The sequence below is a fragment of the Hyalangium versicolor genome, from assembly GCF_020103695.1.
Taxonomy (GTDB): Bacteria; Myxococcota; Myxococcia; order Myxococcales; family Myxococcaceae; genus Hyalangium; species Hyalangium versicolor.
Genome location: NZ_JAHXBF010000025.1, coordinates 1 through 12,866, shown reverse-complemented (window position 1 = coordinate 12,866; position 12,866 = coordinate 1). Strand labels below are relative to the sequence as shown.

At 64.8% G+C, this 12,866-nt stretch carries 10 protein-coding genes; 6 read left to right on the top strand and 4 right to left on the bottom strand.

Translation table 11 applies throughout. The features are described 5' to 3' along the window. Window positions 1-3 precede the first annotated feature (3 nt). Window positions 4-726 carry a hypothetical protein gene (locus KY501_RS40195; RefSeq protein WP_224369207.1) on the top strand — a complete coding sequence of 241 codons (723 nt, stop codon included), beginning with the start codon at window positions 4-6 and terminating at the stop codon, window positions 724-726. Between the two features lie 148 nt (window positions 727-874). Here KY501_RS40195 and KY501_RS40190 read toward each other — a convergent pair whose 3' ends face one another. Then, on the bottom strand, window positions 875-1,303 hold the full coding sequence (locus KY501_RS40190; protein ID WP_224369206.1) for a hypothetical protein: 429 nt from the start codon (window positions 1,301-1,303) through the stop codon (window positions 875-877). Between the two features lie 366 nt (window positions 1,304-1,669). Between KY501_RS40190 and KY501_RS40185 the strand changes: the two genes are divergently transcribed. Further along, window positions 1,670-3,067, top strand: a complete 1,398-nt coding sequence (locus KY501_RS40185) for a glycosyl hydrolase family 18 protein (protein ID WP_224369205.1) — start codon at window positions 1,670-1,672, stop codon at window positions 3,065-3,067. A gap of 680 nt (window positions 3,068-3,747) precedes the next feature. Next, window positions 3,748-4,587, top strand: coding sequence for a fibrinogen-like YCDxxxxGGGW domain-containing protein (locus KY501_RS40175; protein ID WP_224369336.1), 840 nt, complete (start codon window positions 3,748-3,750; stop codon window positions 4,585-4,587). Between the two features lie 60 nt (window positions 4,588-4,647). On the opposite strand, the gene KY501_RS40170 is transcribed toward KY501_RS40175, so the two are convergent. Continuing rightward, the gene (locus tag KY501_RS40170; RefSeq protein WP_224369204.1) at window positions 4,648-4,908 is read right to left on the bottom strand and encodes a hypothetical protein; all 261 of its coding nucleotides are present in this window, start codon (window positions 4,906-4,908) and stop codon (window positions 4,648-4,650) included. Window positions 4,909-5,161: 253 nt separating this feature from the next. Between KY501_RS40170 and KY501_RS40165 the strand changes: the two genes are divergently transcribed. The 3 genes from KY501_RS40165 (at window position 5,162) to KY501_RS40155 (ending at window position 11,022) form a co-directional block, all read left to right on the top strand. Continuing rightward, window positions 5,162-5,980: an endonuclease/exonuclease/phosphatase family protein gene (locus KY501_RS40165; RefSeq protein WP_224369203.1), complete on the top strand. Its 819-nt coding sequence runs from the start codon at window positions 5,162-5,164 to the stop codon at window positions 5,978-5,980. Window positions 5,981-6,181: 201 nt separating this feature from the next. Next, window positions 6,182-6,604 (top strand): YciI family protein, encoded by a 423-nt coding sequence (locus KY501_RS40160; protein ID WP_224369202.1) that lies wholly within the window; start codon window positions 6,182-6,184, stop codon window positions 6,602-6,604. A 434-nt stretch (window positions 6,605-7,038) separates the two neighbouring features. Then, the gene (locus KY501_RS40155; RefSeq protein ID WP_224369201.1) at window positions 7,039-11,022 is read left to right on the top strand and encodes a beta strand repeat-containing protein; all 3,984 of its coding nucleotides are present in this window, start codon (window positions 7,039-7,041) and stop codon (window positions 11,020-11,022) included. A 150-nt stretch (window positions 11,023-11,172) separates the two neighbouring features. Here the strand turns inward: KY501_RS40155 and KY501_RS40150 are convergent, their stop codons facing one another. Next, a complete protein-coding gene (locus KY501_RS40150; protein WP_224369200.1) occupies window positions 11,173-11,961 on the bottom strand; it encodes a hypothetical protein in 789 nt (262 codons plus the stop codon). A 32-nt stretch (window positions 11,962-11,993) separates the two neighbouring features. Beyond that, window positions 11,994-12,743, bottom strand: coding sequence for a polysaccharide deacetylase family protein (locus KY501_RS54080; protein WP_224369199.1), 750 nt, complete (start codon window positions 12,741-12,743; stop codon window positions 11,994-11,996). Between the last annotated feature and the right edge of the window lie 123 nt (window positions 12,744-12,866).

The following is a 12,866-nucleotide window of genomic DNA, read 5'->3' as shown; positions in this document are numbered from 1 at the left end:
CCCATGTCCAGGCCTGCACCGCCCGTCATCGCCCCCATCACCCGGGACGGCGTCCGGTATGAGTCGCGGTGGTCACACCGGGGCGTGCTCTTCGCGGTCGACGCGCAGTCCGGAAAGCCGCTCTGGCAGGTCGAGGTCTACAGGTACCTCATTGACGAGGAGGTGGAGGCCGACGTGCAGGAGGTGTACTTCGCGTCGATGACGCTCGACCCGAGCGGAGCGGCGATGCTCATCAAGGACGAGCGGGGCGTGAGCCACCTGGTGGACCTGAAGACGAGAAAGGCCAAGTTGCTGACTTGGCCCGTCGAGGTCAGTGTCGTCGAGGCGAGCCCCAGCCCGGACGGATGGAGCTACTCCGTGGAGGTGAAGATCTCCAACACGCTCACGCGACGGCTCGAACTCGACGGGCCCAGCGTTGCCGAGAAGGGAATGCTCTCGAACGACCTCTTCGAGGTCGAGGTCGACGGCAAGCTCATCTCCTATCGCGGGATGATGGCCAAACGGGCCCCACCCGGTCGCTTTATCAAGCTGAAGCCTGGCGCGGACTACCGCACGGTGGTGGACCTCTCGTCGGACTACCCCGTGCCTCCCGGCAAGCATCAGCTGACGGTGCGGTTCTCGCACACCAACCACTTCTCTCAGGACAGCTGCCGGCTGGAGTCGAAGCCTGTGACCGTCGAGCTTGGCGGTGAGCCCATTCGTCGGACGCCCAAGCCCAGGCCGTAACGTTTGCGCGCGTCCCGTCGGATCAGCGTCGGGTGTTGGTGATGGAGTCCTCGAGCTGAGCAGCGTCCTGCGCCATTCGATCGTGGGTGTATCCAGTTGGCGCAGGGAGAAGCGTTGGCCTGTCGACCCAGCGGCGAAACAGGTGGGCTCAGTAGTGGTAGGCGCTCGTGATGTAGGCGCTGAGCCCGTAGGTCTCGCCGTTGACGTAGATCTTGAAGTAGTTGCCCACTCCGCTGCTCAGCCCATAGGCCGAGCCCGTGCAGTTGGCGCACAGCACGGTGCCGTTCTTGATGACATTCCAGGTGCCGACGATCTGGTCGGCGGTGGTGCTGGCCGTCGTGGAGACGAGTTGGAAGTCGTAGACGTCTCCCGCAGTGCTCGTGGCGTGGGCGTTGGCAAACGCGAAGCCAGTGGACTGGTTCCAACTCAACGCGCAGTTGGCGGAGAGCGTCGAGTACCAGCCGGTGGGATCCTTGATCTGCAGTCCAGCGTTGGACCAGACGCTGTGGACAGGGCTGCTCCACGCAAGGGCTGGGAGCAGAACACACAGTACGCTCAGGGGGCGGGAGATCTTCATAGGTCGTCCTTGGCTTCCAGAAAGGGAGGGTGAGCGCACTAGGTGGCTCACGGACCACGGCGTGTGGCCTGCTCATATGGTCCACAATGGACACATTCTAAGTCAAATCAAAACCCGCTTTCCCTTATAAAAAGGTAAGCGATGTGAGGTCATCTGGGCGGGTGAACGGGAAGGGCGGGGGACCCGTAAACCCTAAATAAACGGACGTTCCCTCTTAAGGGTCATTCTCGGGGATGGCAGCCAGGAGCCGCTGTCCTCGGGGGACGCACTCTCCGCTGGCCGTTCCGGTCGCGGAGCTCTCGAGAACCCGGAGGATCATCCTTGCTGCGCACCTCATCCCCGCTCAGAACCCTGAAGCTTGGAGCTGTGTTTCTGGCCACCCTGCTGGCCTGCTCCGGGCAACCCGAAGCAGTGGACTCCTCGGCCATGGAGCCGACAGCGACGCTGCAATCCAACGCGCTCACCACCAAGGTCGTTGGCTATTTCCCGACATGGCAGGGCGACGTCAACGCCATCCAGTACGACAAGGTCTCCCACATCATCTACGCGTTCCTCCTGCCGACGGCCCAGGGAGGACTCTCGGGCGTGAGCACCGGTGACAGTCGGCTGCAGGCGCTGGTCCAGAACTCACACGCTCGCGGCGTCAAGGTGCTCATCGCGATCGGTGGGTGGATGGACGGGAACGACGCGCCCTTCGAGCAACTGGCCGCCAACGCGAGCGCGCGAGCGACCTTCATCAACAACGTGGTGAACTTCGTGAACGCGGCCGGGCTGGATGGGGCCGACATCGACTGGGAGTGGCCAGATGCTGGCGCTTCGGCCCAGAACTACGGAACGCTGATGCGGGAGCTGGGCACAGCGCTCCACAGCCGGGGCAAGCTGCTCACCTCGGCGGTCGTGGGCGTCTCGGGCGAGGGCATCCCCTCGTCGGCGTTCAGTGACGTGGACTTCCTGAACATCATGGCCTACGACGGTGGCTATCCCCACTCGCCGTACTCCTTCGCGTCCCAGTCGCTGAGCTACTGGCTTGGGCGCGGACTGGCCAAGGAGAAGGCAGTGCTGGGCGCGCCCTTCTACGGCCGCTCTCCGTCGACTGCTCTCACCTACGCGCAGCTTGTCGCGATGGATTCACAGGCCCCCTACAAGGACAACGTCGGCGACGTCTATTACAACGGCATCGCCACCATCCAGGCGAAGGCGAAGCTGGGCAGCCAGCAGGGCGGTGGGATCATGATCTGGGAGCTGTCTCAGGACACCCAGAATGACACCTCGTTGCTGCGCGCCATCTACCAGGTGGTCTCGAGCGGCGGCGGGACCAACCAGGCTCCGTCCGTGAGCCTCACCTCGCCTTCCAACGGGGCGAGCTTCTCCGCCGGGAGCTCCATTACCCTCAGCGCCAATGCCTCGGACGCGGATGGCACCATCGCCAAGGTGGAGTTCTTCGCGGGTGCGACCAAGGTGGGCGAGGACATCTCCGCGCCGTACAGCATCTCCTGGACGAACGTGGGAGCCGGGAGCTACGCGCTGACGGCCAAGGCCACGGACAACGGCGGCGCGGTGACCACCTCTGCTTCCGTCTCCATCACCGTCACCGGCAGCGGCGGTTCTTGCGGCAGCGTGGCCCCGTGGAGCTCGTCCAAGGTCTACGTGAAGGACGACCAGGCCACGTACAACGGCAGCCTGTGGCGTGCGAAGTGGTGGACCCAGAACGAGACCCCCAGCAACGTGGAGTGGGGCCCCTGGCAGTTCGTCAGTAACTGCTGAACTCCGTAAATCAAAGGCCCCGTGGTTCCTGTGAGCCACGGGGGCCTACTCCCATCGGGAGTACGTTGTGCCCAGAGTGACTCGAGCGGGGAGGATACCTCCCAAATGGTACATCCCCGCGGTTGCTCCCTCTCTACCCTGGCCGCCTTTAGAGCTGAGCGGACAGATCGCTTAGGGGAGGGGTGATCATGAAGCAATCCTTTTGGACGGCCGTGTTGATGGCGGCCTGGATGGCAGCGTGTACAAGCGCGGGACCTCAGGGTGAGCAAGGCCTTCAAGGTCCCCCAGGCCCAGTAGGGCCGAAGGGAGACACAGGCCCCGCTGGTGCGCAGGGGCCTCAGGGGCCTGCTGGCCCAGAGGGCGGTCCGCCTGGTCCTCAAGGTGCTCAAGGTCCTCAGGGGCCGGTAGGTCCCGCAGGTGCTCAAGGTCCCGCAGGCCCTCAAGGCGCCACGGGCCCTCAAGGTCCCACGGGGCTCACGGGCCCTCAAGGTCCCAAAGGAGACTCGGGCACTCAATACACGATCAATCAGGGTTCGGGTCTCGCCGCAAATAACAACGCGCTCGGTCTGATCGGATGCGCGAACGGGCAGGTGCTCCAGTCGAACGGGACCAACTGGTCCTGTGCGACGCCCAGTTCAGGGGGCGGGGCGTACACGGCTCAACCTGGAGGCGGCCTCGCGTTGTCTGGCCAGGCTTTCTCGCTGCAGGCGTGCCCCTCGGGGCAGGTGTTGCAGAGCAATGGCTCGTCCGGCTGGGGCTGCGCGGCGGCCACGGCCACGGATCTGACCATCGGCCGGATCTCGACGAATCCCGGCACGAGCTGCCTCGACATCAAGACCCGGATGCCTTCGGCCGAGAGCGGTATCTATCTCATCGATACCGATGGTTCGAGTGGTAACCCTCCGTTCGAGGTGTACTGCGATATGACGCGCGATGGCGGTGGATGGACGCTGATCATGCGCGTTTGGTACCAGAGCGGTCTTGCAGGCAACGCTGGGGGCTTCGGCTCTCCGCGCGAGGCCAACAGCTACAAACTCGAGCCTTACAAGCTGGCGGATGCGACCGTGAAAACGATCATCGGCGCGGACAACCAGTTTGACATTCTCGTGGACCAGGTTGGCCACAATACGAACTATTCGACCGGCAACCACGAGTACATGATCGTGCGTAACTACACCGGAGTGTACCGGTACACCGGTACGGTGGCGGAGTCCTCCACCCCCACAGTCTTCGAGTCCTATCGTGCCATCGACAATGCGATCGCGTGGCGTGGACGGCTCGGGTGCGGCCTCGGCGGCTACGGCATCAATTGCTCCACCATCCTCAGTACGCCCAACCCGTTGGGCGCTCCCAACCCGCAGGGCGGCTTGGGGTGTCTGTTGTCCATGGGGACGCAGACCAACGCCGCATGGCACTCCCTCTTTCAAGGCGATAACAACACCGACACGTACATCTACATCTGTAACAGTGCTCAGCACACCTCGAGCTATTCAAACGTGCACCGTTGGTTCGTGCGCTGAGTTTGCTCTCGGGCAGGTGTGTGGCTCATGAATGGCCTATCGTCAGGCTGCTGCGCCCGCCTACTTCGGAACGGCGGGCGCGGCGCGATAGGCGATGCGGTAGATGCGGTCGTTGCCGTCCTCGGCGAGCAGCAGGCTGCCATCCGGCAGCTCCAACAGTCCCACAGGGCGGGCCCAGACATCGGGGCCCTTCGGGTTCACCAGGAAGCCGGTGAGGAAGTCCTCGAAGCTCCCCGTCGGGCGGCCCTGAGCGTCGAACGGAACGAACACCACCTTGTAGCCCGTGCCCTCGGAGCGGTTCCAGCTACCGCGGAAGGCCACGAAGGCGCCACCGCGGTAGCGCTCGGGAAACGCTGTCCCTCGATAAGGAGGTTCGGCGCACAGGGGCGTCCTTTCAAGAGCAGCAGGGGTGGCTTGGAGGCGGCTCCCCTCATGCTGGCACTCGCAGCCCCCGGCAACTGTTTCTGAGCGACAGAAGCGCAAGCGTTGGCGATGAACACCTGCCGTGCACTTTCGCGAACTCCGTGAACATCGCAGTGGCGTGTGGCTCCGAGCCGGATAACCGTTCCGGCCCATGGAGACCTTTCGCCTCGTCACGATGAACATCCTGGGAATGGGCGAGCCCCTCGACCGACGCATCGAGCTCATCGGCGAGGGCCTCGGCGGGCTCTCGCTGGATGCGGTCGCGCTTCAGGAGGTATGCGAACAGACGGGGCGCATCCGGAATCAAGCGGTGGTGCTCGGCGAACGCCTCGGGTTCAAGCATGTGTGGGCGCGTGCCAAGGCGAACGGGGAGGGGCTTCAGGAGGGACTGGCGGTCTTGTCCCGCCATCCGATCCTCGAGCACCGCGTCTGGCCGCTGTCTTCGGAGGAGGGCGGGCGCATCGTCCAGGAGGCGGTGCTCGATTCACCGGCAGGCCCGCTGGCGATCTTCAACACGCACCTCGACTACCAGCCCGAGAACATGATCCGCGAGAAGCAGGTTCTGGAGCTGACCGACATCGTTCGGCGCCAGCCACGAGAGCTGCCCTCGCTGATCACGGGCGATTTCAACGCAACGCCCGAGCACGACGAGATCCGCTTCCTGCGTGGCCGCCACACGATCGCCGGCCGGCGCGCCTACTTCCACGACGCGTATGCCCGCGTGCATCCGTTCTCTGAACTCTCCGGTGAGACGTGGGCGAAGCGGAACCCGATGACCCGTCGCTGGCGGTGGCTCGAGAGCGATCGCCGGATCGACTTCATCTTCGTCACCGCCATCGAGTCGAACGGGCGGGGCGAGGTGCGGTCATGCCGCGTGGTGCTCGATCAGCCAGATGACGCGGGGCAGTTCCCGTCGGATCACTTCGGCGTGCTCGCCGACATCCAGCTCGAGCCGTCGCCCATGGCTTAGCGAGCTGATGTATGGACGGGCCGGGAAGGGGGGCACATGGTCCCAAGAGCCAATTATTCCCAGGACTTAGCGGCTCGAAAATCCAAGATAAATGCCGTGTCGATCTTGCGTGCCCAGGTTCGACGCATCCATGAAGCCGGGGTTCCTGTCCCGACGCGAGGGTCCTGGACGCCCGGCTCACGACCAGAAAGGGGCACGACAATGCGGTTCATGGTGATTGTGAAGGCGAGCAAGGAGTCCGAGACGGGCGTTCTTCCGGAGGAGAAGATGCTGGCGGAGATGGGGAAGTACAACGAGGAGCTGGTGAAGGCCGGCGTCATGCTGGCGGGAGAGGGGCTGCAGGCCAGCTCGAAGGGCGCTCGGGTCCGGTTCGAGGGCTCGAAGCGGAGCGTGATCGACGGCCCCTTCAGCGAGACGAAGGAGCTGATCGCGGGCTTCTGGCTGTGGCAGGTGAAGTCGCGGCAGGAGGCCATCGAGTGGCTCAAGCGCGCGCCCTTCCAGGAGGGAGAGGTGGAGCTGCGCCAGGTGTTCGAGTCGGCGGACTTCGCTGCGAGCGATCCGACGGGCGAGCTGAGGAAGAAGGAGGAAGAGCTGCGCAAGAGCGTGGAGTCGCGGCGTAACTAGCCAAGCGGCTGGGAGCACCTGCCTCGCTGAGCCAGGGGCAGCGCCCTTTCTCCCGAAAAATCGCTTCAAGAAAGGGCCGGGCTCCTCTCATTCAGAGGGGCATACGGCCTCATAGGCGCGTGAGGTGCGCGCGATCGACGCGCTGATGCGGCTCGGCCGTCGCGCTGAAGCCGAGGCGCACGGGGAGGCGTTCCGCGCGCGCTACCCGACGTCAACGCATCTGGTCCGGATCCAGGCTCTGCTCTCTCCTCGAGGGAGGTGAAGCGGACTCGGGGAAAGCCCCAAGTGGGCGGGTTCTCTGAATCATTGACAGCCAGTCATGCTACTCGTGCTGTATCTCTGCCATGGAACTGCACTTGTCGGGGGGGATCCTCACGATGATGACGTCAAGCACTCGGCTACCTTCTCGACGCGGCCCGGCGTGGAGCACCCAGGTGCTCGGGGTGGTATGGCTCGTCGCAACGCTGGCGTGTGGAGGTCCGGCCCCCGTGCCCGAGCAGCCGTCCGAGGAGGTTCGCTCGGACCTCGCGACGGCTTCCGCGGCTCCCAACGTCGTCTGCACGCTGCCGCCCACGTTTGCGGGCATTGCCTCCGTGAACAATGCCCGGGTATCCACCTGCACCAACACGATCACCTGGGTCGCAGGCACCCCCGCCTGTGGTGGCACGCTGAGCTACTCGGTCTACCGCGGCACCAACTCGGGCTTCACTCCCTCGGTGAGCAACCGGATCGCCATGGGCGTGGCGGGCACCAGCTACTCGGACGACCTGAACCTGACGAGCGGCACGACGTACTACTACGTAGTCCGGGCCACCGAGCAGAGCAGCTCCTTCAACGAAGACGCCAACACTGTCGAGAAGTCCTCCGCTCCAACCGGTGCTGAGTTTCTAGGCATCAACTACTTCGATGACCTCGACGGCAACCGTCCGGCGAACGCGGCCGCATACTGGAGCGCGAGCGACCCGTCGCTCACCCTCACCACGGGCTGTCACTACCAGTCGGCCACGAAGGCATACCGCTTTGGTTCGGCCAGTAGCGCCTGCGGAGGCACCTATGGGATCAGCACGGTGGCCTCCCTGGTGCTTGGCGGCAACAACAGCACCCCTGGCATCAACGGCTTCCAACTGTCTGCGGCCGCGATCAGCCCACGGTTGACGTTCAACCTCTGGTACTTCTTGGAGCCTCGCTATGATGGAGCCTGGCTCGCCTACAGCACCACCAGTGCGACGGGGCCGTGGACCCAGGTCGGTGACACGCCGTCCACGACGGCCCCCTATATCTCCGCGGGTGGTTATGACGACACCCTCGAGAGCAACGTGTTCACCCAGATCTGGACGGGTACGAATACCGGGGCGAACGGCTCGCTGAAGCAGGTCTCCGTCGACCTCTTGGCGCTGGCTGGCCAGTCGGTGTGGTTCGCCTTCCAGTTCTACAGCGACCACTCCTTGACGAAAGAGGGCCTCTACCTCGACGACGTGCGCCTGACCGCGGAGGCGTATGCGACGTGCAACACGCGGACACCTCCCTCCGGCCAGGTCTTCGCCTACAAGGTGAGCGGATTGCCCACGACATTCCAGGCGGGCTCGTCCACCTACGTCACCTTCACCGCGGTGGATTGGGGGGGCAACAAGGTGACGAGCTATAGCGGCAGGGCGGCGCTCAGCAGTTCGGACCCGCAGGTAGGGATGGCGACCAGCGTGAACTTCGCCGCGGGCTCCGCGACCGCCCTGGTCACCCTCCGCACCGTGGGCACGCAGATCGTCACCGCGAAGGACATGACGAATCCAACGGTGCAGGGCAGCGGCAGCACCTCTGTCACTCCGGGCTCGGCGACGGGCCTGCGCTTCGTCGCTCAGCCAGCACACTCCGTGGCGGGAACCCCCATCCAGCCGGCCGTGAAGGTGGAGTTGGTGGATTCGTATGGCAACTCCGTCACGACGAGCACCGAAAGCGTCACCCTGGCGCTGGAAGACAATCCGGGCGGGGGCACGCTGTCCGGCACCACGACGGTGACGACCGTCGCGGGTGTTGCCACCTTCTCCAACCTGTCCATCAACAAGACGGGTACGGGTTACACCCTGGTGGCCAGCGCCTCGTGGTTCTTTGACGAAACCAGCCAGGCCTTCAACATCACCCCGGCCGCGCCTGCGAGCCTGGCCTTCGTCACCCAGCCTCCCAACGGGAGCGCGGGCTCACCCCTCAGCCCGGCAGTGCAGGTGAAACTCCTGGACGCGTTCGGCAACGCGACATCGTCCACGGCCGATGTCACGGCTGCGCTGGGCACCAACCCGACGGGTGGCGTGTTGTCCGGTACCACCACGGTGGCAGCGGTGAATGGGATCGCCACCTTCAGCAACCTGCGCGTCAGCAAGCCAGGTTCGGGCTACACCCTGCGGATGACTTCGGGATCTCTCGGCGCCATCAGCAGTAGCAGCTTCAATGTGGCGGTGGGCCCGGCGACTCAGTTGGCCTTCAGTGCTTCTCCCGACAGCACGACTGCGGGAGCGTTGTTGAGCACCGTCCAGGTGCAGGTGCTGGATGCGGCGGGCAACCCGATCACCGGCTCGACAGTGCCAGTGACGCTCACCCTGGGAGGTCCCGCGGGCGGCACGCTGGGAGGCACCACTACCGTGTCGGCCGTCCAAGGCGTGGCCACCTTCAGCAACCTTTTCATCCAGAAGGCGGGCGTCGGCTACACGGTGACGGCGGGTTCCTCGGGGCTGCAGAGCGCTACCAGTGGTGCCTTCTTCATCACTCCGGCGGCGGCGGCCAGGCTGGCCTTCAGCGTTCAGCCGAGCAACACGGGAGTGGGCACCGTCATCACTCCGGCGGTGAAGGTCTCCGTGCAGGATGCCTTTGGCAACCTCGCGCTGGGCGCGACCCCCAGTATCACCCTGGCGCTGGCGACGAACCCCTCGGGTGCCACGCTGGGAGGTACCACCACGGTGGCGGCTGTTGACGGCGTGGCTACTTTCGACACCCTGTCCATCGGCAAGGCGGGTTCGGGCTACAAGCTGAGCGCGGCGGCGGGCGCGCTCACCAGCACCACCAGCACGGCGTTCAACGTCCAGACGGGCAGCGCGGCCCGGCTGGTGTTCACCCAGGTTCCCACCAGCACGACGGCGGGCACTTCCCTTGGCAGTGTCCTCGTGGAGCTTCAGGACGCCCAGGGCAACCGGGTGGATGCCTCCAGCAGCATCACCCTGTCGCTCCAGGGCGGTCAGGGGGGCACGTTGAGTGGCACCACCACGGTGGCGGCCATCCAAGGCGTGGCGACCTTCAACACCCTGTCCATCGCTCGCGTGGGGACGGGCTATCAGCTCAAGGCCCAGGCCAGCGGGGTGTCGGAGGCCACCAGCCCCGTGTTCAACATCACCCATGGTCCACCGGCGGTGGCCTCCTTCACGGTGCAGCCAGGCTCCACCCAGGCTGGCGCGGCGATCAGCCCGGTGGTCCGGGTCGCCCTTCAGGATGCCTTCGGCAATGGGGCCACCAGCGCCACGGATGCCATCACGGTGACGATCGGCGACAACCCGGGTAACGGCACGCTCTCGGGCACGAAGACGGTCAACGCCGTCCAGGGAGTGGCCACCTTCGCGGACCTGTCCATCAACCGCGCGGGTCAGGGCTACACGCTTCGGGCGATCGCGGGCGCGCTACCGGCGGCGACGAGCGAGGCGTTCAACATCAAGCCGAGCGCGGCGGCCAGCTTCACACTGGAGATCGCCTCGAGCGTCAAGGCAGGCCAGCAGGCCACTCTCTCTGCCACCGCCTATGACGCCTACGGCAACCTGGCCGTTGACTACGGTGGCACGGTCAATGTGACCAGCTCAGACGGCGCGGCGTCGTTCGCCTCCACGGCGACATTTGTCGGAGGCACGCTCCCGAGCTTCAAGGTGACGTTCAAGTCTCCGGGGCCGCGAACGGTCACGTTGACGGACGCGGCGAGGGCGAGCCTGATTGGCACCGCCCAGGTCAACGTCACGTCCTCCACTCAGCCGACGGTGTCCGTGACGGAGCCGGCCGGTGGCACCACCGTCTCTGGACAGGTCCGCATCTCCGCCACGGGGGTGGTGGACCCGACGACCCCGGTGGTCCAGCTCTCCATCCGCGTGGATGGGGATGAGGTCGCCAGCGGCACTGGCACGACGGTGACCGGCACCTGGGACAGCACGAGGGTACAGGACGGCACGGCCCACACCATCACCGCGGTCATGACCTACGGCACAGGCAATGTGGTGCACTCCGCCCCGGAGATTGTCACCGTGCGCAACGGGGACGGTGGGGACGGCGGGGACAATGGGCAAAGCAGCGGAGGCGGCTGCGGCGCTACCTCCAGTGCGGACGCTGGCCTCTCCTTCAGCCTGCTCGTCCTGGCTGCTGTGTCTTCAGCGGTTCGCACGAGAAGAAGAGCGTGAGGGTTTTTGCCGTGTCCGGTCCGAGGGGAACTTCCCACGCCGTATCTTCTGTCTGGTCGCCTTTTTCACATCCCTGCGCGGCTTTGCTCCAGACACGACTTTCGCATTCATGAGCGCGTCCACAGGCCCTTGACCGAAGATAGGCGCTATTCAGGGCCGCACGCCATCCGGGGGAGGTGAGCCCGGGAGCGAATCCGAAAAGCTCGAGACACGGCTGGGGAACTGGCACTCTTCAGGGAGCGGCTCTGGGAGGTTCCGCACCGCCACCCAGCACGGCGCTCCATTCGGAGGCGTCTGGCCCTCTCTCAAGGTGGAGACCTCGGCGCTCGGCTCCTGGCGCCACGTCTTCCCCCAGTCCGTCGTCACGGAGGTGAAGATCTTCCGCGTCCCGGGCGGCGCGTCCTTTCGTGACATCCACCGCAGTTGGCCTTGGCCCTGCATGTTCATCTCGAAGGAGAAGAGCGTGGCCTCGCGGTCGGGCTTCTGGAGCGTCGCGACGTGCGCCCAGCTTCTGCCGCCATCCATGCTCATGATGAGCGGCAGTTCGCTCCCCGCGTCCTCCACCCCATACTCCAGAAAGCCCCAGAAGTAGCCTTTGCTCGGAGCTGCGGCGGCATGGCTCCACAGGTACTTGTGAAACTTCTCCCGGAAATCCACGACCCGCCATCCCTCGGGAAGGCGCACCAGGATGGTGGGCCAGGAGTCGTAGGGATCCGGGGTCTGCTCCGAGAGGCTGCCACGCGTGATGTTGAAGAAGACTTCTCCCTCGTCCGGGTGCTCCTCGGATTGGAAATCCCAGAGCCAACTGGTTCGTTGGAGGTAGTCCGCAGGTGGTGGCTTGGCGGGGGAGGCCACCTCGGCGACCTTCCCCTCGGAGGAAGCAGTGCCCAGCTCGTCCTTCTTGGAGGCGCAGGAGAACAGCGGCCAGAGGAAGGCCATGAGGAGCGCTGCGGTTCTCCTGACCACGGGCATCAGGGCTCTCCCACCACGAAGGCACCCGTGAACCGAGGCGCCAACGTTCTCAGCACCGAGTCCGCCTCGCTTCGTGAGCGATAAGGCCCGATTCGCACCTTGTAGAGGCCTTTCTCCTGCGCCACCTTGACATTCGTGTAGCCCGCTGAGTCTGCCGCCTGCACCTTCTTCATGGCCCCGTCCTGGGTGCCTGCGAACAGCTGGATCTGGAACAAGGCCTGTGTCTGAGCGCCTGACGGTTTCTTCGGCGGCGGCGCGTCATCGGGGTAGGTGGTGAACTGCCACCCGTCTCGCGTCATGCCATCCATGAAGTCACCGAGCGCGCGGGCTGTGACCATCTTGACGTGCATCAAAATGTCCAGGGGGCTCTGCTTCTTGTCATACAGCTTCTTCCAGCTTGTTCTCGCCGGTGCGAAGAACTCGGGTCTCAGCCCTTGATTCTTGGCATTCCAGTCGTTCGTGTCGATGTCCCATCCCGTGAGCGTGAGATTGAGCTTCGCCGCGACCTTGATGAGCACGTCGCTCTTTTTGCCGACCCACCCGTCACCGTAAGGGGGACGCAGCCGGGTGGGTATCTTGTTTGTCACGCCTGCAATGGCTTCCTGGGTTTTTCGCAGATCCTTCTCAAGCGCCGACTCGCTCAGACCCGGAAGATGTTGGTGGCTCCAGGAGTGGCTCTGCATGATGTGTCCGCCAGCGGCGATGCTCTTCGCCAAGGCCGGTTTGGCCTGGACTTCTTCTCCGAGCACATAGAGGGTGTTGACCTTGGGTGAGCAGGCTCAACCTGTAGTGTTTCCCCAGCAGCCAACCTAGTACAAGGCAAGTGCAGGCAGCCTGCCTGTCCCTTCTCTGGATTGTTGCTGTGTCAGGTG